Annotated in this window: 18 protein-coding genes, 1 tRNA gene and 1 pseudogene; 12 read left to right on the forward strand and 8 right to left on the reverse strand. The window is 60.1% G+C overall.

What is annotated here, in order from left to right; translation table 11 throughout:
• Nucleotides 1-599, forward strand: a 599-nt coding sequence (locus NX775_RS19145) for a GNAT family N-acetyltransferase (RefSeq protein ID WP_258837426.1), incomplete at its 5' end; no start/stop codon positions are given.
• A 164-nt stretch (nucleotides 600-763) separates the two neighbouring features.
• Here the strand turns inward: NX775_RS19145 and NX775_RS19150 are convergent.
• Nucleotides 764-958, reverse strand: coding sequence for a YbdD/YjiX family protein (locus tag NX775_RS19150; protein ID WP_183550582.1), 195 nt, complete (start codon nucleotides 956-958; stop codon nucleotides 764-766).
• Complete coding sequence (locus tag NX775_RS19155; protein ID WP_258837427.1) at nucleotides 958-3,024, reverse strand: carbon starvation CstA family protein; 2,067 nt, start codon at nucleotides 3,022-3,024, stop codon at nucleotides 958-960. Before NX775_RS19155 ends, NX775_RS19150 begins: the two co-directional genes overlap by 1 nt.
• A gap of 202 nt (nucleotides 3,025-3,226) precedes the next feature.
• Here NX775_RS19155 and NX775_RS19160 point away from each other — a divergent pair, with 202 nt between their 5' ends.
• From NX775_RS19160 to NX775_RS19180, 5 genes are all read left to right on the forward strand, one after another.
• Nucleotides 3,227-4,585 (forward strand): cache domain-containing protein, encoded by a 1,359-nt coding sequence (locus NX775_RS19160; RefSeq protein WP_258837428.1) that lies wholly within the window; start codon nucleotides 3,227-3,229, stop codon nucleotides 4,583-4,585.
• A gap of 4 nt (nucleotides 4,586-4,589) precedes the next feature.
• The gene (locus NX775_RS19165) at nucleotides 4,590-5,222 is read left to right on the forward strand and encodes a response regulator (protein WP_183550591.1); all 633 of its coding nucleotides are present in this window, start codon (nucleotides 4,590-4,592) and stop codon (nucleotides 5,220-5,222) included.
• Between the two features lie 79 nt (nucleotides 5,223-5,301).
• Nucleotides 5,302-6,480: an HDOD domain-containing protein gene (locus tag NX775_RS19170; RefSeq protein WP_258837429.1), complete on the forward strand. Its 1,179-nt coding sequence runs from the start codon at nucleotides 5,302-5,304 to the stop codon at nucleotides 6,478-6,480.
• On the forward strand, nucleotides 6,473-8,536 hold the full coding sequence (locus tag NX775_RS19175) for a putative bifunctional diguanylate cyclase/phosphodiesterase (protein WP_258837430.1): 2,064 nt from the start codon (nucleotides 6,473-6,475) through the stop codon (nucleotides 8,534-8,536). Before NX775_RS19170 ends, NX775_RS19175 begins: the two co-directional genes overlap by 8 nt.
• Nucleotides 8,537-8,589: 53 nt before the next feature.
• Nucleotides 8,590-8,679 (forward strand) — tRNA-Ser (locus NX775_RS19180).
• Between the two features lie 72 nt (nucleotides 8,680-8,751).
• On the opposite strand, the gene NX775_RS24210 is transcribed toward NX775_RS19180, so the two are convergent.
• Nucleotides 8,752-8,946, reverse strand: a complete 195-nt coding sequence (locus NX775_RS24210) for a helix-turn-helix transcriptional regulator (RefSeq protein ID WP_370660601.1) — start codon at nucleotides 8,944-8,946, stop codon at nucleotides 8,752-8,754.
• Nucleotides 8,947-9,187: 241 nt separating this feature from the next.
• On the opposite strand from NX775_RS24210, the gene NX775_RS19185 reads away from it, so the two are divergent.
• Both NX775_RS19185 and NX775_RS19190 read left to right on the forward strand, forming a co-directional pair.
• Complete coding sequence (locus tag NX775_RS19185; protein WP_258837431.1) at nucleotides 9,188-9,781, forward strand: hypothetical protein; 594 nt, start codon at nucleotides 9,188-9,190, stop codon at nucleotides 9,779-9,781.
• Complete coding sequence (locus NX775_RS19190; protein WP_258837432.1) at nucleotides 9,781-10,719, forward strand: DNA-processing protein DprA; 939 nt, start codon at nucleotides 9,781-9,783, stop codon at nucleotides 10,717-10,719. The genes NX775_RS19185 and NX775_RS19190 overlap by 1 nt, the downstream gene beginning before the upstream one ends.
• 145 nt (nucleotides 10,720-10,864) lie before the next feature.
• Here NX775_RS19190 and NX775_RS19195 read toward each other — a convergent pair whose 3' ends face one another.
• The 4 genes and pseudogenes from NX775_RS19195 to NX775_RS19210 form a co-directional block, all read right to left on the reverse strand.
• Nucleotides 10,865-11,386, reverse strand: coding sequence for a hypothetical protein (locus NX775_RS19195; protein ID WP_258837433.1), 522 nt, complete (start codon nucleotides 11,384-11,386; stop codon nucleotides 10,865-10,867).
• Nucleotides 11,387-11,480: 94 nt separating this feature from the next.
• Nucleotides 11,481-12,242, reverse strand: coding sequence for a hypothetical protein (locus NX775_RS19200; RefSeq protein WP_258837434.1), 762 nt, complete (start codon nucleotides 12,240-12,242; stop codon nucleotides 11,481-11,483).
• 671 nt (nucleotides 12,243-12,913) lie between these two features.
• Entirely contained in the window at nucleotides 12,914-13,807 is an 894-nt protein-coding gene (locus tag NX775_RS19205; RefSeq protein WP_258837846.1) for a tyrosine-type recombinase/integrase, read from the reverse strand.
• Between the two features lie 24 nt (nucleotides 13,808-13,831).
• Nucleotides 13,832-14,056 (reverse strand): annotated as a pseudogene (locus NX775_RS19210) (Arm DNA-binding domain-containing protein); the annotation flags it as partial.
• 1,197 nt (nucleotides 14,057-15,253) lie between these two features.
• Here NX775_RS19210 and NX775_RS24100 point away from each other — a divergent pair.
• A complete protein-coding gene (locus tag NX775_RS24100; protein ID WP_307732349.1) occupies nucleotides 15,254-16,897 on the forward strand; it encodes a methyl-accepting chemotaxis protein in 1,644 nt (547 codons plus the stop codon).
• Between the two features lie 29 nt (nucleotides 16,898-16,926).
• On the opposite strand, the gene NX775_RS19225 is transcribed toward NX775_RS24100, so the two are convergent.
• Nucleotides 16,927-18,384 (reverse strand): carboxylesterase/lipase family protein, encoded by a 1,458-nt coding sequence (locus NX775_RS19225; protein WP_258837435.1) that lies wholly within the window; start codon nucleotides 18,382-18,384, stop codon nucleotides 16,927-16,929.
• Nucleotides 18,385-18,695: 311 nt separating this feature from the next.
• Between NX775_RS19225 and NX775_RS19230 the strand changes: the two genes are divergently transcribed.
• The 3 genes from NX775_RS19230 to NX775_RS19240 all read left to right on the forward strand — a co-directional run bounded on the left by NX775_RS19230 (nucleotide 18,696) and on the right by NX775_RS19240 (nucleotide 22,254).
• On the forward strand, nucleotides 18,696-20,354 hold the full coding sequence (locus NX775_RS19230; protein WP_258837436.1) for a diguanylate cyclase domain-containing protein: 1,659 nt from the start codon (nucleotides 18,696-18,698) through the stop codon (nucleotides 20,352-20,354).
• 55 nt (nucleotides 20,355-20,409) lie between these two features.
• Nucleotides 20,410-21,141, forward strand: a complete 732-nt coding sequence (locus NX775_RS19235; protein WP_258837437.1) for a helix-turn-helix domain-containing protein — start codon at nucleotides 20,410-20,412, stop codon at nucleotides 21,139-21,141.
• 141 nt (nucleotides 21,142-21,282) lie between these two features.
• The gene (locus tag NX775_RS19240) at nucleotides 21,283-22,254 is read left to right on the forward strand and encodes a porin (RefSeq protein WP_258837438.1); all 972 of its coding nucleotides are present in this window, start codon (nucleotides 21,283-21,285) and stop codon (nucleotides 22,252-22,254) included.
• The last annotated feature ends 15 nt before the right edge of the window (nucleotides 22,255-22,269 follow it).

A 22,269-nucleotide genomic window follows, 5' to 3' on the forward strand; every position in this document is an offset into this window, starting at 1 on the left:
TTCGACGCAAATTTCTTATCGAATCGGCTTGCAATTCAAGACGGTATCTGACCCCGGCTGTGATTCTGGTCGCTGGTCAGGCCAAGCGGCAACATTCATTCTCAAATACTGGAGCCAGTGTGCATAACGAATTACCTGCTAAATCTGCCAGCGTCCGGGTCCGTCAGGCCAACCTCGCGGATCTTGATTTGCTCGTTCCGATGTTTGACCAATATCGCCAGTTTTACGACCAAGACAGCAATCCCGCCGCAGTGCGAACGTTCCTGGCAGAGCGTTTAAAGAATGGTGATTCGGTCGTGTTTCTTGCGCAGGATGGCGAGGAGGCGCTTGGATTTACTCAGCTGTATCCGAGCTTTTCATCCGTATCGATGGCCCGAACTTTTATACTCAACGATCTGTTTGTTGCAGAAAATGCTCGCCGTCGCGGTATCGGCAAGGCGCTGATCGACGCTGCGATACGGCATGGCAAGGCGACTGGCGCGATCCGCCTGGGCTTATCCACCGCAAAAGCCAATGAGACTGCACAGACGCTGTATCAGGAAACTGGCTGGGCACGCGAAGAGGCCTTCGTAGCGTACAACCTTGGCCTGCTCGACTGAGGGAGCCTCAGACCTCTCGCGTTCTGCCAGCGCTGGCTTGCAAGGCCTGACCGCGTTCCTGGTAGCGAATCCCCGGTCATGAAAAAACCCCAAAAGTTGACATCCAACTTTTGGGGTTTTCAGTTCACGCGGCGTCGTCTTGACGACGCCCAGCTGCTACAGGCTCAGCAGCACGAAGCCCGACTCCCTCCATACCGCGCCTCCTGACGCTCACGGAAGAACTCCTCGTACGTCATCGCCGGCTCATCCGGATGCGTACGCTCCATGTGCGCCAGGTACGTGTCGTACTCGGGCAGGCCGACCATCAGGCGCAGCGACTGCCCGAGGTAACTGCCGGCCTGCTTCAGGGTGCCGAACATCAGGTCACCTGCGGTGCGGGCATGGCGACGTACGGCGACTCTTTTGCGGTCGCGCCATTCGCCTTGCGGGCATCCATCATCGTGCGCAGGCCATAGAACAGCACGGCCAGCACGACGAAGATGAAGAAGCCGGCCAGGCTGGCGTTCACGTAGTCGTTGAAGATGATCCGTTCCATCTCGACGATCGACTTGGCCGGCGCCAGGATCGTGCCGGCGTCGTGCGCGGCCTGGTACTTGTTGGCGTGCGCCACGAAGCCGATGCGCGGGTCGTCATGGAAGATCTTCTGGTAACCCGCCGTCAGCGTACAGGCCAGCAGCCACACGGTCGGCAGCGCAGTGACCCACGCGTACTGACCGCGCTTCATCTTGAACAGCACGCAGGTGCCCAGCATCAGCGCAATACCGGCCAGCATCTGATTGGCAATACCGAACAGCGGCCACAAGGTGTTGATGCCGCCCAGCGGATCGACCACGCCCTGGTACAGGAAGTAACCCCAGGCCGCGACGCACAGGCCGGTGGCCAGCAGGTTGGCCGGGAGCGAATCGGTGCGCTTGAGCGATGGTGCGAACGCGCCCAGCAGATCCTGCAGCATGAAGCGGCCGGCGCGGGTGCCCGCGTCCACCGCGGTCAGGATGAACAGCGCCTCGAACAGGATCGCGAAGTGGTACCAGAACGCCATCATGGTCTGGCCACCGACCAGGTTCGACAGGATGTGGGCCATGCCCACCGCCAGCGTCGGTGCGCCACCGGCGCGCGAGATGATCGTGTGTTCACCGACGTCACGGGCCATCTGCTCCAGTGCTTCCGGCGTGATCACGAAGCCCATCTGCGAGACGGCAGCGGCGGCCGATTGCGCGGTGGTGCCCAGCAGGGCGGCCGGGCTGTTCATGGCGAAGTAGACGCCCGGGTCGATGGTCGACGCGGCGATCAGCGCCATCATGGCGACAAAACTTTCCATCAGCATGCCGCCGTAGCCGATGAAGCGCGCCTGCGTTTCATTTTCCAGCATCTTCGGCGTGGTACCCGAGGCGATCAGCGCGTGGAAGCCCGACACGGCGCCGCAGGCGATGGTGATGAACAGGAACGGGAAGATGCCGCCCGACCAGACCGGGCCCGAACCATCGACGAACTTCGTCACGGCCGGCATGCGCAGGTCAGGTGCGACGACCAGAATGCCGATCGCCAGCGCGAGGATGGTGCCGATCTTGAGGAAGGTCGACAGGTAGTCGCGCGGCGCCAGCAGCAGCCACACGGGAATCACGGCGGCGACAAAGCCGTAGCCGATCAGCATCCAGGTCAGTTCGGTGCCGGTGAAGGTGAACATCGGGCCCCAGACTGGCGAATCGTGCACCCACTGGCCGCCGATGATGGCGAGCATCAGCAACACGAAGCCGATCAGCGAAATCTCGCCGATGCGCCCGACCCGCACATAGCGCGAGTAGATGCCCATGAACAGCGCGATCGGGATCGTGGCCATCACGGTGAAGGTGCCCCACGGCGAACCGGTGAGCGCTTTCACGACGATCAGCGCCAGCACGGCCAGGATGATCACCATGATCATGAAGGTGCCGAGCAGCGCGATCATGCCGGGGATCTCGCCCATTTCGGATTTGATCAGGTCACCGAGCGAACGGCCGTCGCGGCGCGTGGACATGAACAGCACGATGAAATCCTGCACCGCGCCGGCGAACACGACGCCGGCCAGAATCCACATCATGCCGGGCAGGTAACCCATCTGCGCGGCAAGCACGGGGCCCACCAGCGGACCGGCGCCGGCAATCGCGGCGAAGTGGTGACCGAACAAAACGTTCTTGTTGGTCGGCACGTAATCGAGGCCATCGTTGAACTTGTGGGCGGGTGTCTGGCGGGTGGCGTCGAGCCCCAGCACCTTGTTGGCGATGAACTTCGAGTAGAAGCGGTAAGCGATCAGATAGACGCAGCCGGCGGCCGCGACGATCCAGATGGCATTGATGGTTTCACCGCGTTTGAGCGCGATGTAGCCGAGCGAAAACGCGCCCAGGATGGACAAGGCGATCCATCCGAGCATGCTCGTCATTTTCTTCATTGGTGACTCCTCCGATATGGATTGATGCTTCGTACGCCAGTACATGCCGGCGCCATTCTTTACAGCATGGCAATGAGTATCTTGCACAATTATCAGGACTGCAAGCGTAACAATTACGCAGGGGCTACGTACCACTACGTAGGACGCATGCCCGTAACGCACGTAAAATGCCTTGCTTTCCCCATCAGAAGGCAGTCGGCCCATGCGGCTCAAGCAAAAAGTCATCATGCTGGCGGTCGCGCCGCTGGTCGTGGCCCTGTGCGCGATTACCCTCTACGTGCGCCAGCAGGCTGTCACTCTGGCGCAACAGCAGCGCGACACGATCGGCAGCGCCTACCTGGCCAGCAAGGAGGCCGAGCTGCGCCACTACGTCGAACTCGCCACGCGCTCGATCGCGCACCTGACCCAGAGCGGGCGCAGCGACCCGGCCACGCAGGCCGAGGCCATCCGCATCCTGTCGTCGCTGAGCTACGGCGGCGACGGTTACTTTTTCGTGTATGACACGCGTGGCAAGAACCTCGCGCATCCGCGCCAGCCGGAACTGGTCGGCACCGACATGTGGAACTGGCGCGACTCGACCGGCTCGCTGACCATCCAGCGCCTGATCGGACTGGCCCAGGGCGGTGGCGGCTTCCTGCGCTACACGTGGGCCAAACCATCGAGCAAGACGGCGACGCCCAAGCTGGGCTACGTGGTGCCGGTTGCACACTGGGGCTGGGTCATGGGCACCGGCATCTACCTCGACGATGTCGAGGCGGCGCTCGAACTGGTCGAGGCCCAGCAGTCGCGCAACAGCGACCAGACGCTGCTCTGGATGGCGGTGCTGGCCACGCTGGCGACAATCGGCGTGGCCGGTGGCGGGCTGGCGCTGAACATCAGCGAAGGGCGCCTGGCCGACGCCAAGCTGCGCGCGCTGGCCCAGCGCGTGGTGGAGTCGCAGGAAGAAGAGCGGGCGCGCCTGTCGCGCGACCTGCACGACGGGATCAGCCAGGCGCTGGTGTCGGTCAAGCTGCAGCTGGAGGCGGGCATCATCCGTCTCGACGGCGACGCCGGCAAGCGCGAACTGGCGCGCGCCGGCCTGGAGCGCACCGTCGACCAGGTCAACGCGGTGCTGGGCGAAGTGCGCCGTATCTCGCACGACCTGCGCCCGACGCTGCTCGACGACATGGGCCTGGCGCCGGCGCTGGAATACCTGGCCCGCGAATTTGGCGAGGACGCCGGTACGCCAGTGCGCTTTCGCGCGGCCGGCGCCGTGGATGCGTTGCCCGACATGGTCGGCACGGTGCTGTTTCGCATCGCGCAAGAGGCGCTGACCAATGTCGAACGCCACGCCCAGGCGGGCACCATCGAGCTCTCGCTCGAGCGCGTGGCCAACCGCGTCAGCCTGTCGATCGCCGACGATGGCGTGGGCTTCGACACCGATGACGTGGCCGTGCACCCGAAGCGGGGCATCGGCTTGAGGAATATGATGGAACGGATGGAAGCGATCGGCGGGCGACTGTCGGTCAATTCGACGTCCAGCGGCACCAGCGTGGTGGCCAGCATCGACTTGAAGGAGTAGGGCAGTGAACGGTGAAACGAAAGAAGTGAAGATTTTGCTGGTGGACGACCACCCTTTGGTGCGCGACGGCCTGCGCGCGCGGCTCGAGTCGGCGCCGCACCTGAACGTCGTGGCCGAAGCCGGTTCGAGCGCCGAGGCGCTCGAACGCGCCGGCGAATACCATCCCGATTTGGTACTAATGGACGTGAACATGCGCGGCGGCAGTGGTATCGAAGCCACGTTCCAGCTCACCGCGCGTTTTCCCGGTATTGCAGTCCTGATGTTGTCAATGCACGACAAACCTGAATACGTCAGTCAGGCGATGGGCGCCGGTGCCCGCGGTTACGTTCTCAAGGATGCGCCCGGCAAGGACATCGTGCTGGCCATCGACACCGTCATGGGTGGCGGCATTTATTACAGCGCCGCGCTGGCGCGCCAGCTGGCCAACCCGGCCGTGCCGAGCGACCAGCTCACGGCGCGCGAGCACGAAGTACTGGGGCATATCGCTGCCGGCCAGTCGAACAAGCAGATCGCGCGCGACCTCGATCTGTCGGTGCGCACGGTCGAAACGCACCGCCTGAACATCAAGCGCAAGCTGGGTATCGAAGGCCAGGCAGAACTGATCCGGTTCGCGGTCCAGCGCGCCGGCGGTAACTGATGGTCAATAAGGGCTGTCCGGTAGGAAACTTCGATTTGCTTTATGGCATTCGGTGCAATAAGATTGCCTGGATACTACTTTGAAACTTTCCATGGCAGAGCAGGAAACATATCCACTGGTGGCAATCGAGCCGGTCGCGAATGCGCAAAATGAATGGGTCGCGCTCAACGTGCGCCTGGCGCCGGGCGCTGACCTGCCGCAGCGCCTGCACACCGTGTTCGGCACGCCCGACCTGTTGGCCGCTGTCGCGCCACTCGACTGCCTGCTGACGCTGGACGACCCGTTCCATTTGACCGCCGAGGTGCTGGCGCTGTTGCCCGCCGATCGCGTTGGTTTCGTGATCGACGCCAACGCGCTGGCCACCGATGGCGTGGCGCAAAAGCTCGTCGAACTGCATGCCTGCGGTTACCGAATCTGGCTGGACGGCGACATCCCTGACGGCGTCACCGCGCCGCCCGCGCTGCGCTCGGTCGCGCGCAACTGCCGCGTTGCCCCGTTGCCGCCCGGGCGCCTGGTGGCCCTGTTCGCCCCGCACATCGCCTACGGCGTCGACAGCGCGCGCCGCTTCTTCGGTTGCGAGATCGCCGGCTTCGACTGGTTTATCGGCGACTACGCCTACGATCCCGACATCGCGCCGTCGCCCGACGACGACGGCAGTTCGCGCCGCCGCATCCTCACGCTGCTCGGTTTGCTGGCGCGCGACGCCGACTCGTGCGAGCTCGAAGAGCAAGTCAAACAGGATCCGGCGCTGGCCTACAACCTGCTCAAACTGGTCAATTCGGCTGCGTTCACCGTCGCCACGCAAGTGACCAGCTTTGCCCAAGCGATCACGGTACTCGGTCGGCGCCAGTTGCAGCGCTGGCTGCAACTGCTGCTGTACGCGCGCCAGCAACCGGATGGCCTGCCCAACCTGCTGCTACCGCTGGCCGCGCGCCGCGGCGCCCAGCTCGAAGCGCTCGCGCGCCTGCAGGGCGACGACCGCGATGCGCAGGACCTGGCCTTCATGACCGGCGTGTTCTCGTTGCTCGACCGGCTGCTGCACATGCCGATGTCCGAGATCGCGGCCGAACTCTACCTGCCCGAGGACGTCTACGGCGCGCTCGTGCACCACAGCGGCCAGCTGGGCGCGTGGCTCGAACTGGTCGACGCCAATCCAACCGAGGCCGTGCTGCAGGCCGCCGGCGTGAGCCTGGAGCACTGGTGGAGCAGCCAGCTGCACGCCTACCACTGGGCAATCGAGGTAGGCCGCAATGTCTGACGTGCGCGAACTGGCCCCGACCGCCTTCGTCCAGGGCACGAGCGCCGTTTGCGACGCCGTCCTGCGCCTGCGCGGCGACGCGCTGGTGCTGGAGCTGAGCCGCCTGGTGCGTATTCTGACGGGCAGCGCGCAGGGCCGCTTCGTGCCCGGCCCGGGCCTGGTCGATCCCGGTCAACCCGGCGGGCGCGTGCTGCGCCACGCGGTGGCCGTGGGCCTCGAACAATTCGGCTGGTATGAAGTGAGCGGCTTTAGCGACCATGCCGAGGCCAGCGCCCACGCGCTCGCCGCGCTCGCACAGCTGACGGCGAGCCTGATGCAGATGCACTCGCTGGCGCAGCGCTCGACCCACGCCTACGCGCAGATGGAAGCGCAACTGGCGCACCAGTCGCAGATCCTCGACCAGATCCACGAGTCGGTGCTGACGATGGACCAGATGGGCTACATCACCAGCTGGAACCGGGGCGCCGAACGCCTGTTCGGGTACACATCGTTCGAAGCGGTGGGCCGCAACATCCTGTTTTTGTACGCCGACGAAGACCTGGGCGACGAGGAGGGCGGCGCGTTGCCCGATCTGTTCGCCGAGCATGGCGGGCGCATGATGGAGGTGAAACGCCGCAAGAAGTCGGGCGACATCTTCTGGGCCAGCCTGTCGCTCTCGCCGCTGCGCGACCTGGCCGGCCGCCCGAATGGCCTGATCGCCTACCTGACCGATATCACCGAACGCAAGCAGGCCGAAGAACAGCTACACCACCTGGCCTACTACGACGAGCTGACCGGCCTGCCGAACCGCACGCTGTTCGCGCGCCTGGTCGACCAGGCCCTGATGGTGGCGCAGCGCAACGAGACGGCCGGCTGCATCCTGTTCATCGACCTGAACCGCTTCAAGCGCGTCAATGACACGCTGGGTCGGCGCATCGGCGACGAACTGCTCAAGCAGGTCGGCCAGCGCTTCAAGGCCACGCTGCGCGACGAAGACCTGGTGGCGCGCCTGTCGGGCGACGAATACGCGGTGGGCCTGGCCGACGTGCGCCAGCACTTCGAAGCCACCACGGTGGCGCAGAAACTGCAGGCCGCGCTCGACGCACCGTTCATGATTGCCGGTCACGACCTGCGCGTGGGCGCCAGCATTGGCATCAGCGTCTACCCGCAGGACGGCAACGACGCCGAAACGCTGCTGGCGCTGGCCGACATTGCAATGGAGCGGGCCAAGGGCGACGACGCCAACCCGGACCGCAGCGTCGCGTTCTACAGCCAGGACATGAACAAGGGCATGCAGGAGCGCATGCGCATCGAATCCGGCCTGCGCCACGCGCTGGGTAACGGCGAGCTGGTGCTGTACTACCAGCCGAAGTTCGAAATCGCGAGCGGCCGCCTGGTGGGCGCGGAAGCGCTGGTGCGCTGGATGCATCCCGAACGCGGCATCGTGCCGCCCGGCGAATTCATCCCGCTGGCCGAGACCACGGGCCTGATCGTGCAGGTGGGCGAGTGGGTGCTGGAAGAAGCCTGCGCGCAGGCGTCGATCTGGCAGCGCTCGGGCATCGCCCCGTTCCGCGTCGCGGTGAACGTGTCGGCCCGCGAGTTCACGCCATCGCTGCCGGAGCGCGTGGCCACCACGCTGCGCCGCTATCAGCTCGATCCATCGTGGCTGGAGCTGGAGATCACCGAGAGCACGCTGATGCACGACGTGGATCGCGTGACGGCCATCATGGACCAGATCACGGCGCTGGGCGTGTCGCTGTCACTGGATGATTTCGGGACCGGGTTCTCGAGTCTGTCGTATTTGAAGCGGTTCCCGATTCATACGCTCAAGATCGACCGGTCGTTCACGATGGGGATACCGGCGGATGGGAGTGACTGCGCGATTGCCGGGACGATCATCAGCATGGCGCGACAGTTGTGTTTGCGCGTGATTGCGGAGGGTGTTGAGACCTTGGACCAGCTGGCGTTTCTGCGCGGGGCAGGGTGTGACGAGGTGCAGGGGTATTTGTATGCGGCGCCGTTGCCGGCGTATGCGTTTGAGAAGGCGTTGCGGGAGAATTGGGCGTTAGTGGGGTGAGGGGGGCAGAACTCCCTCACACAGCCGATGATTATGTATAATGCCGTGCAACAGGAAGCGTGGCCGAGTGGTTGAAGGCAGCAGTCTTGAAAACTGCCGACGGTGTGAGCCGTTCGTGAGTTCGAATCTCACCGCTTCCGCCATATATTTCGATTAAGCCCTTGATTATTAAGGGCTTTTTCTATTTCATGGCAGGGTTACCCGCACTTCTACCCTCAATGCCGTGTTGCCTTTAGGCTTTCCGCGTAGGAGTTGATTTCGCTAAGCGACCATCTTGTGCACCGGGTGGACAGTTTGATTGATCGTGGGAATTCAGGAATGTTGTTGAGCCAGTGCCATGTTGTACTGACGCCGATTCCAAGAATGTCCGAAACTTGCTTTACTGAAATAAAACGGTCGCTGTGAATCATTTACTACCTCCTTCTGAAACGGTTAAAGCCGAAGCCTCCTATGTGTGTGTTTGCAATAGGCGTGCAGATCCGCCAGTGGTTTGCCACCATGATTGCACTCTACCATGTCGGATCGTCTCATGCAAGTTATATCGATTGGGGGTAAGTTTCCAAGCGAGCAGCAATGTGTTAGATTATGGAAACATCGGAGTCAGCAAAAGCACTCGCTGAATCTGCCCATAGCTTCCATAACGAGACGACCATGAGTATTGTTTTTGCTCGAAACGGTGTAATGCACGAGACAATTTGTCTCATCGATTACCATAAATATTGGGTGTACGATGAGGAGAACGAAAAGGTAAAGAATCCTGAGTTCGACGTGCGCTGCGGTCAGTTGCTCGACGTTAAGGGCGACAAGAATGGCCGGAGCTTTGCTCCTTCCGTAACTGCTTTTGGTAATCTTTTAGCGAAGACTCTGAGGGATTTCAAGCCTTTTGCTCAATATGTAAGCATCGATATTGCCATTGTCCCGAAAAGTGAGGCGGGTCGGGTGGCTCCGGGACTTATCGGGGTAGCTGAGCGGCTGGTGGCGCTCGATAAGCGTTTTGTATTACCTCGCCCGCAGATTTTGACGCGTACGAAGACAATTGAAAAATTGGCAAGTGGTGGGAATCGAGCTACGTCTGTACATACGCAATCAATTAGGGCTGATATCGCTATGAATCGCAGAAGGAGGGCTGTACTGCTATTGGACGACATCGGAACGACAGGCAATTCGATCATTGCTTGTACTGATCTTATCTATGCAGCTGGCGCTGCTCGCGTGTTCCCCGTCGTATTAGGGCGGACAAAGTGATGGACGATTCGATCTTCTTTGCTTCCGTGGGGGCTGCACTGGTAAATCAGTTGCGGATGCCTCCCAAGTTGGCATCGGTCGTGCTCAGTGCATTAGGTGCGGCAGGTGCATCGCGTGCTACGGTTGTAAGCATGTACGCCGAGCTATATCCAACGCTGCCACCTTTCAGTAGCTCTGATTTGGAAATGGGCAGCAAACTTGTTGAACGGACACTAAGATTGGGCATAGTCGCTGTTCCGGTAACATCTGCGGCTTATCCAAGGAGTTTGGCACTTATCGATGATGCCCCGCCGGTTATTTACTATCGGGGGATGTTATCAACGTTAGCTCAGGTTCCAGGTCTTGCAGTCGTTGGGACTCGAAAAGCAACCCGGAATGGCCTTGTCATTGCTGAGCGGATCGGGCGTCATTTTGCAGAGAAGGGCTGGGTGATCGTGAGTGGGCTGGCATTGGGGATCGATGCTGCTGCTCATAGCGGCGCTCTGCTAGGCAGTGGAAAGACAATTGCGGTGATGGCTCACGGTCTGGGTATTGTGTACCCAAAAGCCAACTCCGTGCTTGCTGATGACATTCTAGCGAATGGAGGCCTTCTTCTATCTGAGTATCCTGCTGGCATACCGCCGAAGCCCGAGCAGTTTGTTCTGCGTAACAGACTTCAGATTGGACTGTCCGTCGGTTCTGTTATTGTTGAAGGCGAAGAGAAGAGTGGTACTAGAACTCAGGCCGAATATTGCTTGAAGAATCGTCGACATCTCTTCGCTGTATTACAAAATGAAAGTACGTCTGGACTAAATCTTGTGTCATCGTTGCCTGTTCAGCTTGTTGCAAAGCGTGGGGCTATCCCAATTCATTCTAAGGATGATTACGACAAAGTTGAGCTAATGTTAAACTCGAAGAGAGCGCAGATACTTGGTGATTCGACTGTGCCTACTGCGTGAGTGATCTTAAAAAATAAAAAATTCGCAATAGCCACTACCCGGCTTAACAGGTATGACCGGGTATTATTGCCTTCTACCCGGCTTTCCAAAATATCAATGGACGGTTGTTAGTCCTTTAATGCGACTTAGACTGTTCCCTTTGACATTAGCGACGTGTGTAGTTTGTTTGGTGAACGGTCATCGATATGCTCCCAGCAAAGGTAGCACAACATAACGAAGTGAAATGTTCGAGCAACTCCTTGGGTCCTAACGGTTGCAAGGCTTGTTTGGAGGCTTTCTGCACATACTGTTGTAGTGGCAGCAGCGCTTCAGCGTCAATCTTGAATTCAATACGATGACTTAATTTATTCCGTATCGTATTCATGTGCTTGATCGCGGGGATGCAGTTGAATCTGTCGGGCAAGCGCATATCGGTAAGCAAAGCAACCCGTTGCGTGAATGTCGGCTTGGCTGCCTCCCAGGAGAGCATCGGGTATGTTGCTTTAAGGAATTCATCCATGTAATGTTCGATTACAAGATGGCATGACAGGAAGTAGCCCAACAATTCGAAATCGACTCCCTTAATCCCCTGCCACGTTACCTTCCCATCACTAATGGCTCCGACAAGGGGTGGCAGCCATGGCTTTTGTCTATCTTCGGACTGCTTGTTGTCATCTAGCTGGTTCATAAAGTCTTCTTCGTGTCGATACTCGCCAGCATAGCATCTTACATTGACTTTTTGTCATCCCCTGTCCTAAGCCGAGGACGTTATCGTTACCTCATCATGGGTGGCGGTGGTGTGCTCGCTCGCCCTTTTGATGCTGTGTCGTTGCTATCAACTGGTCAAGAAGGCCATCGCCAGTGATGATTTTTACCATCGGTACTGTGCTAGCTTGCTGGCCGAGGTTAGGAGTAATAATCTGCTTGCTCCTGTGCGGTCGAGAGGCGGGGAACACTTGCCCTTCTTTCTCCCACTCCCCCTCATGCTTGTCTCGTGCTTTGTAAATGTAACTTAGCCAGTCGAGCGCATCGACAAGTCGTGCGATCCCCTGTTCAGTGGCTCTGTTTGCTGGCCCGAGGTATGGTAGCTGGGCATAGCGGTTGCTGCCATGAATCTCGCTATCCTGCGGTCCGTTTACGTAGGGTTTGTGTAGTTGCCGCTGTCTGCAAGTCATCGTGAGCCAGCAATCATCGAAGGTGTTCAGCACGCTGTGCACCTGCTTGCCGTATGTGTCTACCAGAATGAAGATGTGAAGATGCTCACCTTTGTCCACGCTCTTCTCTCTTCCTGCAAACCACTCATGCTCATATCCCTTTCGGGTCAGACGAAGGCACAGGGCGGTGAGCATCGTTCGGTGTTGTCGGGCTGTACCGCCTGAGAAAACCACATGGTAGAGCCGAGCGTCCCGGTAAGAGGCAAGGCAGTTGATGATTGTTCGTTCTGCATTGCGATAAGCACGCTTACCCTTAGGGTGCCATCCTGAGTTACTGCGGCGCTTTCCGTTGACGACGGATGATGGATACGTAGTGGTTGCCTTCGGCATTTGGTGTTCCCTTTCTTGTGGGTGTAGCTCTCCTTGGTCCCGTGGGAGGGACGAATGATTACTGGGCATAGTAAGCGGTAGTCGATGCGCTACCGGAAGACGTGCAGTGTTACGGAACCTTGCCTGGTACGATGGCTTCGGTGGCATACAACTTGGGATATCACACTATCGCTACCTGCTACTACAGTAACGGTGATCCACGCCCTTGGGAGTCTTGGCGCTTCTAAGACGCCAAATCGCAGAGCGCCACTAGGCATGCGGCCTTCAGCGGGCAAGGTTGCTTCGTGAAACTTGATTGTAAAACGTCCAGACGTAGAGAATCACGAACTCCCGCACTTCCGAATATTACCACGGTTGGCTCGGATGTGCAATGTTACGCATAGCGTTGATTTTTGCAAGATGCAGATCGCTCTAGGCGGCCCAGGAGGCGTTTTTATCGGCAGGCGTGGTTTGCACAGTGCGATGCGGTAAAATCGATCCTGGCTTGATCTGGCCGTTCCTAGAGGCATTGCCGAGTCTTAGTTATGCTAGGGCCAAAATAAATCGATCGAATGAAATTTATTTCTCTACCACCGATAAAAGCGCATGTATTTACTTAACAAGATGATAGTTTTCTATCCGGCTGGATAGAGCGACTGTAAGTACAGTTCGGCTGGCTTGCGAATCCTTGATTACCTTGCAGTTGCGCAGTGGATTGCCCAGTCATTCATCAGTTCCCGTCTTTTGTCGAACAGGTCAGAGCGGAAGTATGCGGCAACTGTCTTGTCAGTTGTTGTATGGGCAAGTGCCGCTTCGCATACTGCATGTGGATAGCTGGTCTGTTCTGCTGCCCAGTCTCGAAATGTGGAGCGGAAGCCATGTACGGTGAAGTCCAGGCCGAGCCGACGAAGGGCTTGGGTGAACGTCATATCTGAGTACGGCTTGCCCTTAGGGTTCGGGAAGATCAGGTCTGACCCATTGTTTCTTTGGAGTTGTAAAATTTCCATCGCTCGCGGTGGTAATGGAACACGATGCTCTTTGCCTGACTTCATCCGTTCTCCAGGGATCACGCGGCGAGCAGTATCGAAGTCGATCTCCGACCAACGGGCCTGTCGAACTTCGCCAGTTCTTGCAGCTGTTAGGATAATGAACTCCAGCGCCAACTTTACGGTGTCGGCACAGCCTGACGACTTGAATGCATTGATGGTAGCGTTTATTTCCCGGTATGAGCATGAGGCGAAATGTTTGCTGGTGTCGCGTACCTTGGGCAGTGCACGGGCAATTTCATCCCAAATGCCAGGGTTATGTCCGTGTCGGTAGTCTTTGGCCGCTGCCCAGTCTAGGACGGCGTGAATGCGCTGTTTGAGTCTTGATGCAGTTGCTTGCTTCGATGCCCAGATCGGCAGTAGCGCGTCGAGGATGTCGGCTTTGTTGATGTCGGAGATACCTTTGGAGCCGAAGAACGGGTAGGCATAGGTGTTAAGCGTATTTGTCCACTGGGATGCATGCTTCGCATTCCGCCAGCTATGCTTGTGTGTCTCGTGGTACTCGATTGCGCACTGCTCGAACGTTCGCTGTGGCTGCATACTTGCTCGTCGAGCTTGGCGGGCTTCTAGTGGGTCAATGCCGTCTCTGAGGAGTAGGCGCTGCACAGTAGCCTGATCCCGAGCCTGTGCAAGCGACACGTCAGGATACGATCCCAAACCCATCTCCCGCGACTTCTTGTTAAGGCTGTATCGATGAATCCACGACTTTGACCCCGTAGGGCTTATCTGTAAATACAGGCCGCGTCCATCAGCGTGATAACCGGGCGTCGTTTCCTTCTTAACACCCATCGCCGTCAATCTGTCGTACTCACGTCTACCCACGTTCCTACCCCCAATCCAATGTCAGATTCAAGTATATCGAGTTGGACAGTGTTAGACAAACGGAAAAGAGATTTCCCTATGAAGAAGATGCTTTTAGGGATGAGTGAAGATGATGCTAGACAGAACGTTATACGGACACCGCTTCCGCCAGAAATTAGAAACAAGCCGTTGATTTTTCAACGGCTTTTTCGTTTTTGGAGCCTGTAATTTGGCAGCCTGCTTGTGACGGGTTGCACTCATTATTTAACAGGTTGCGGAACGCAGTTTTGCAACATTTGCCTTATCTACTCGGCTCGACTACCTCTTCGACCCTCCGCCGTGGGCCGCTGTCACCTATTACTGCAAGCCAGTCCACCATGCAAAGCGTGAATTCGTGACGCGCTCGTGTCGCGACGAATTACTAAAATGACCCATCAGGCAGCACCTTACCGCACCATGGACAAAACTTTGCGAAGGCGTAGTCGTCGTTGATGCACCAACAGGGATCTTCATTTCTGAACATCTCGAACGAGAACTTTGTCCCATCATCGCCGTCCACCGCTCCTTGCATTTGAGCACAGCAGAATTTCTCCGCCCTTTCTCTCGCAGTTATTCGACTGGGGTCGATAAAATCTAACCACTTCTGACATGATCGGCAATTTGCAACATGGATGATCTGTTGCGTTATCAACGGCGAAAAATTGTCGTCGTCCGCCTCGATGCAGCCGCTTACGGCGAGCCATACCGCCGAGTCACCCGTATCGCGTGGGAATAGACGATCTAACAGATCAGCCCGCGCTTTCATGCAATTCATAACAGCGCCTTTCAGTGGATTCCTCACACTCACTGGTGAGCAATACTTCTGTTTTCGGTATCGCTGCGCATCGCTAGCGAACAAATTGATGGTGCATACCTGACGGGGCAGGGAGTGGGTCATCTGGATGCCGGTACACGCTCAGGGCCGAACAGATTACGCGAACCGTACTGGCCTTTGAAGAGCACCAGCTATGGCTAGCTATATGGTCCCACAAGTCCAGGCACTCGCATCAGACATAGCGCATTGCCTGAACAACAACTGTAAACATTGTAAGACGGAAAGTCATGTTTCTTGTTCGAAATCTGGTCGAAATTTGTGGATAATCGACCCCCTCAGCGACATCGTTCGCGCCCCACTTCCCATCCGACATGAAAAACTTCAGCATCAAGTACGTGATTGCCGCCGTCATCGGCTTGCTCATCCTTGCCGTGATCACCGTCGGCGCCCTTGGCTACCACGCCACGCAGCGCTCTGTTGACCTCCTCGAAAACCTCGCACTCACCACGGCCAACCAGCAGATCGGCATGTCCGACCTGAAAATGCGCATGGAAACCAACCGCAGCCACATCCTGCAGGCGCTGCAGCACAATCCTGAAAACAAGCATGCGGCGCTGCACAACCACCCGTTGACGTTCCACAGCGATTTCATCGCCAAGAACAGCGAAGAGATGCGCAAGGAGCAGCAGGAGCTGCAGGCGAGTCTGCGCTTCCCCGAAACGCGCGAGCGTTTTGCTGCATGGATGACGGCCAGCGACAATCTGGGCATCGACATGATCGGCAATGCCATGCGCGCGATTCAATCGGGTCAGTGGGATGACGCCAACCTGATGCTCGGCAAGCAGATCAACCCGACCTACAACAAGTCGACCGAGGCATTTGCGGCACTGCAGAAGCTGATGAGCGAGCGCAACATCCGCCAAGGCAAGGAACTGCACCAGGAACTCGCCGTGCTCAACACGGTCGTGATTGCCGCCATCGTCGTGGCGATCCTGCTCAGCATCGGTGCCGCGTTCTACCTGGTCCGTGCGATCAATACGCCACTGATGCAAGCCGTGGCCGTGGCACGCCGTGTCGCCGATGGTGACCTGAGTGTCCAGACGCCGGTCCAGTCGACCAATGAATTCGGTCAGCTGCTGGCTGCCTTACGTGACATGACCGCGTCGCTGGCCGGTATCGTCAAGGATGTGCGCAGTGAAAGTGAAGTGATCGCCACGGCGTCGACCCAGATCGCCGCCGGCAATATGGACTTGTCGGCGCGTACCGAACAGCAGGCCAGCGCGATCGAGGAGACCGCCGCGTCCGTCGAAGAGCTGACCAGCACCGTGCGCCAGAATGCAGAAAATGCACGCCAGGCGAATGAGCTGGCGGCATCGGCCACGCAGATCGCCACCCGTGGTGGTTCGGTCGTGACCGAGGTCGTGGGTACCATGGGCGAGATCAATGCGTCGGCCCGCAAGATTGTCGACATCATCGGCGTCATCGATGGCATCGCGTTCCAGACCAATATCCTGGCGCTCAATGCGGCAGTCGAAGCGGCGCGTGCCGGCGAGCAGGGCCGCGGCTTTGCCGTCGTCGCGAGCGAAGTGCGCAATCTGGCGCAGCGTTCGGCCAGTGCCGCCAAGGAAATCAAGGAACTGATCGGCGACTCGGTCAGCAAGGTGGATGCGGGCACGCGCCTGGTCGACCAGGCCGGTGCAACGATGGAAGAAATCTTGCAGAGCGTGCGCCGGGTGGCGGGCATCATGGGTGAAATCAGTGTGGCCAGCGCCGAGCAGAGCTCGGGCATCGAGCAGATACACCACGCGATCAGCCAGATGGACCAAGTGACGCAGCAGAACGCTGCCCTCGTCGAGGAAGCTGCCAGCGCTGCCACGTCGTTGCAGGAAAGCGCTGCCGGGCTGGCCGATCGCGTCAGTGTATTCAAGGTCGCGCCGGCCGCCGTGTCAGCCCCAGCCCAGGCTGTCACGACGCGCCGCCCGAACGCGATTACGTTCCAGGCGAAACTGGCCTGATGTAAATCCGAGCGCCAGAAACTGGCGCTTTAGCGACGCTCGCCAGCCTTGGCGGGCGTCGTTTGCGCCGCATCGATGTCGGCGCCCCAGGCATCCTTGCCCATCACCGCAGTGCCGTTGGCAGTGAAGTCCATGATCGCATCGGCCGAACGCGCATAGCGGTCCCATGCCGGCAGTCCGGCCCCGTTCGGATCCCCGCGCTTCGCAAAATTCACCATATACGTACTCATCGTCTTGCCCATACCAAGATCGCGGGCCGTCGCCTGCGCGCCGTACTTGATCGCCACCGTGTCGAAGAAGAACGGGATATCCGTTGCATGCCCAGCGCCGGCGTCCGGCTTCTCGTTTGCCTGATGCACGTACGAAAAGCGGTACGCATACACGGGCGCGCCGTGCCCGGCCAGCGTGCCAGCCAGGCTGCGCGCACCGGCCACCATATACCCGGTCTTGCCGCCGATATCGGCGCTGGTCGCACCGATCATCACCGGCACCTTGTGCATCCGGCCTTCGGCAAATGCGGCGCGTGAATCGATGGCCAGCTTGCCGTCGACATATGGGCCGTGGTACGTCGGCTTGTCGCGCTGCATGAAGTTGGCCAGGTTCAAGCCATCGGCAATCGCGTCTGCCGGCAGCGCCCGCAGTTTCTCCAGCGCTTTTGGATCGTCCGCTGCGATGCCTTTGCCGGTCGCAAACTGCACGCCGATCCGTTCGATGTCGGCCAGCGGCGTCGGCGCCGTCCCGCCATCGCCACCCGACATCACGACTGCCTTGGCGAACAAGCCCTTGCTCATCGGCGAAGTCAGCAGCGTATTGACCGACATGCCGCCCGCCGATTCACCGGCGATCGTGACATTCGTCGGATCGCCGCCAAACGCCGCCACATTGCGCTTGACCCATTCCAGCGCGGCGATCTGGTCCATGAAGCCGTAGTTGCCAACCACGCCTTTAGTGCCGCTGGTGCCCGTCTCGCGCGTCAGCTGTGGATGGGCAAAGAAACCAAAGCGTCCGATGCGGTAATTGAAGCTGACGACAAGCGCGCCCTGTTTTGCCAGCTCGGCGCCGGAATAGGTCGGGGGCGACGCGCCGCCGTTGACGAAGCCGCCGCCATAGATCCAGACGATCACGGGTAATTTGCCCTTGGCATCGGCCGGCTTCCAGACGTTCAGGTACAGGCAGTCTTCGCTTGGCGTCGTGCCCAGTGGCGCGGCGTCGCTGGGGAAGGGCACTTGCATGCAGTCGGCCGCGTAGGCGGTGGCCTGACGTACGCCCGGCCACGGCTTGGCAGGCGCGGGCGGGCGCCAGCGCAGCGTGCCCACCGGCGGCGCGGCAAACGGAATGCCTTTCCAGCTGGCGATGCCTGCATCAGTCGAGCCTGCCACCTTGCCAGTGTCGATGGTGATCACGGGTGTGCCTGGCGACGCAGTCGCGCCCGGCGCGGCCACGACGAGGGATACGGCAAGCAGGGGAAGCAGGGAACGATGCGACATGAATGGGGCCTCTTGATCGGATAGTTGAAAGGGTGTTAGCAGATAGTAATCGACCTGTGACAGTGAAGGCGGTACGGATGACCACCAGCGAAGCGGCCGGAGGCAATCTTGTCCTGGAGGTGGTCCAGCCTCCGATTCTCCGTTACAGTGTTGCAATTCATCCAAAATAGCGGACCGGAAATGTATTTCCAAGGCGCATCGGCAGTAATCCTTATTCACTACCGGTTTCGGCGCTATCATGATGAGCTATTACCCGTTTGCCAATACCGCACATGCAAGGTTTGCTCTGTAGATTTCGACTTTCCACCCTGATGACCTTGGCCGTGTGCGCCACAGTGGCACTGACGGTCGCTCTGCTGCTGGCGGTGGTCAACCATTTTGCAGTGCGCCAGGCCAATGCTGAAGCGCAGTTGCGGCTGCAACAGCTGTCATGGCAAATGCGCGATTCGCTCAACCGAGTGGTCGAGCAGGCCACGGGCGATGCCCGCCTGCTGGCGGCCTTGCCACAAGTGCGCAACGCGCGCAGTCCGGCGTCCGCGCGCATTGCGCTCGAAAGCCTGCAGCAGACATTCCCCGATTACGCCTGGATCGGCCTGGCCGACATCGATGGCAAGGTGACGGCCTCGACCAAAGGCCTGCTCGAAGGCGCGGACGTCAGCGCCCGGCCGTGGTTCAAGTCGGGCCAGGTGGGCGTGCGCGCCACCGATTACCATCCTGCCGTCATGCTCGAAAAGCTCATGCCCCATGGTAGCGATCCATGGCGCTTTGTCGATGTCTCCACGCCCGTGTTCAGCCACGACGGCGAGATGTTCGCCGTGCTTGGCCTGCACCTGAGCTGGGACTGGGCACGGCGCCAGGCGCGCAAGCTCTTGACGCCAGCGCTGCGCGAGTACGGCGCCGAGATCCTGGTCGTGCGCAATGACGGGACGGTCATGCTTGGCCCGCAAGAACTGGTCGAGAAAAAGATTTCAACGGAAAGCCTGCGCCGCGCCAGGCTGGGCGACACGGGCGCGCTGCGCGAAGCCTGGCCCGATGGTCATACGTATCTCACCGGCTATAGCCAGACGGGCCAGATCGGCAACGAGGCGTCGCTGAACTGGGCGGTGCTGGTGCGCCAGGACGAAGACAAGGCATTACAGAGCGCCAAGCTGCTGCAGCACCGGATGCTGATGTGGAGCGGATTGCTGGGCGCAGTGCTGGCCGTGGTCGCGGCCTTGCTGGCGCAGCGCCTGGCGCGTCCGATGACGCGGTTGGGCGAAGCGATCGAGCGGGTGACGGAGGCCACTGCCAGTGGTCACGAGTTGCCGACGATTCCGCATATCCAGGGCTTCTACGAAGCCAATATGCTGTCGCGCACGATGCGCAACCTGGTCGAGAGCGAAGAGCAATACCGGAGCGCCTTACAGCAGATGAATGAACACCTGGAATCGAAGGTGGCGCAGCGTACGGCTGAATTGCAGGCACTGCTGCTGCGCGATGTGCTCACGGGCCTGCCGAACCGGCGGGCGCTGCTCGAAACGCTTCCCGAAGCCATGGGCCGCGCCAGCCGGGGCGGGCGCCCGGCGGCGTTGCTGTTCATCGACATGGATGGCTTCAAGGCGGTCAATGACAACCACGGTCACGAAGAAGGCGACGAGCTGCTGCGCCAGTTTGGCGCGCGCCTTGCCGAGTCGATCCGCATGACCGATATGGTCGCGCGCCTGGCGGGTGACGAATTCGTCGTCGTGCTGGAAATGCTGACCTCGCGCACCGATGCCGAGGAAACTGCCTGGAAGTTGCTCGACCGCGTGCGCGAGCCGTATGCGCTCAGCACCACCGACGTCACCGTGGGCGCCAGCATTGGCGTCGCGGTGTTTGCGCCGGGCGACAAGCCCGATCTCGATGCCTGGCTGGCGCGCGCCGACCATGCCATGTACGCCGCCAAGCGCGGCGGCGAGAATGCGGTGGCGCTGGCTGCCGTACCAATATGAGGCGCAGGCTGGCCTTCACGCCCCAAGTTGTCCTTTGCGATTGCCAGTAGCCTCCATGAATCAGATCAGTCAGATCATTGCCACCATCAAGCGTCAGCTGAAACTGCAGGGGCTGACCTACCGTGATGTTGCCGTTGCGCTCGACTTGTCCGAGCCGAGCGTCAAGCGCCTGTTCGCCAGCGAGCAATTTACCCTCGACCGGATCGTCGAAATCTGCAGCCTGCTCGGCTTCACGCTGGCCGAGATCACGCAGGAAGCCCAGGCCGGCCAGCGCCGCCTGCGTACGCTCAGCGCCGGGCAGGAAGCCGAGCTGGTGTCGGATCCGAAGCTGCTGCTCGTCGCCGTCTGCGCGCTGAACCACTGGCGCATGCTCGACATCCTTGGCGCCTATGCCCTGACGGAAGCGCAATGCGTGCAGCACCTGCTCCATCTTGACCGCCTGCAACTGATCTCGCTCTTGCCGGGTAACCGCATCCGCGTGAACGTGGCGCGCGATTTTGACTGGCTGCCGGATGGCCCGATCCGGGCCTACTTTCGGGAGCAGGGCTTGCCTGAATTCGTGGCCGGCGCGTTCGGCGGGGTGGGTGAGTCACTCGATTTTGCGCATGGGATGCTGACGGAAAGCGCGCGCGCCAAGCTGCAGCAGGAGCTGCGCCAGTTGCGCAGCCGCTTTGCGCAATTGCACGACGAAAGCCTGGCCGCGCCGCTTGCGCAGCGGCGTGGTACCGGCTTGCTGCTTGCACTGCGCGAATGGGAGCCAGCAGGCTTTGCGGAGCTGCGCCGGTAGAGTATGATCGATTGCATCTGCTGCACAGTACCGGAGCGGAGCGGAAGCAGGCGATTCTGTGAAGTAATGTGAAGTAATAGACAGATGGGTTCGCGACATTTCGCGGATAGTAGGTGTCAGGGAGAGAGTGACGCCATGAAAATGTCTTTCATCGCTATGGCCGTGCTGGGTTCAAGTGCGGTATGTGCTTCGGCACAGGAGTCGGCGGCCACCGCAAGGGGCGCCGGTAGTGTTGCGATCCCTGAAACCGTGTGCGCGCAGGATTGTCTGGCCCAACTCCAGTTGGCCGTGCGCGCCGATGACGCGAATGCGCCCACCGGCACTGCCATCTTTACCCATGAAACTGCCACTGAGCCGCAGCAGGCCGCCGAGCGCGTCGGCGCCGGCACGCTCACCGTTGGCCGGCAATTCAATATCGATTACACGACGCTCAATGACGTTGGCGACCCGTTTCACGGTGGCCTGGCCGCCCAGGCTGCGCCACGCGGCGCCCGCGCCGACGACAGCGTCGCCTACGAAGGCAAGCTTGCCGGCGTGTCGACCGGCGCCAAGTGGGGCAAGGGCGACGTCGACGGTTCGCCGTCGGGCCGCGCCTGGGGCATGTCGGTCGGCGTCAATCTGGGACCGCTGACGCTTCGCGCTGCCCATCAGAACCGCAATGTGGCCAAGGTCACGCGCTACGACCAGGTCGACATCACGATGGCGGCCAAGAATTCCATCGTTGCCGCCAATATGCGCTTCGACTGGGGCACGGCGTACGCCGCCTACAGCGCCAGCCGCGGCTGGGGCAGCTCGCCGCTTTTCAATCCCGATAATCCCTACAGCGCGGGCGTGGCCGCCACGCGTTCCACCAACAGCCGCGACGTGCTGGCCGGCGTGGCCGTGCCCATGAGTCACTCGACGACGCTGCTGGCCTCCTACATCCGTCGCAATGATCGCGACCTGTCCAACCGCGATGCGCGCCAGGTCGCCGTCGGCGCCAGCTACGCCGTCTCGCGGCGCATGGATTTCTACGCCGCGTATTCGCGCATCCAGCATCTGGCCGGCGTGCATCTGGGCGTCAAGCCGGGCAATGGCTCGTCGCTCAACGTCGGGATGCGACGCTCGTTCTGATCACAGCGTGCCCGT

Source organism: Massilia aurea, from assembly GCF_024753205.1.
GTDB classification, from domain to species: Bacteria; Pseudomonadota; Gammaproteobacteria; order Burkholderiales; family Burkholderiaceae_D; genus Telluria; species Telluria aurea.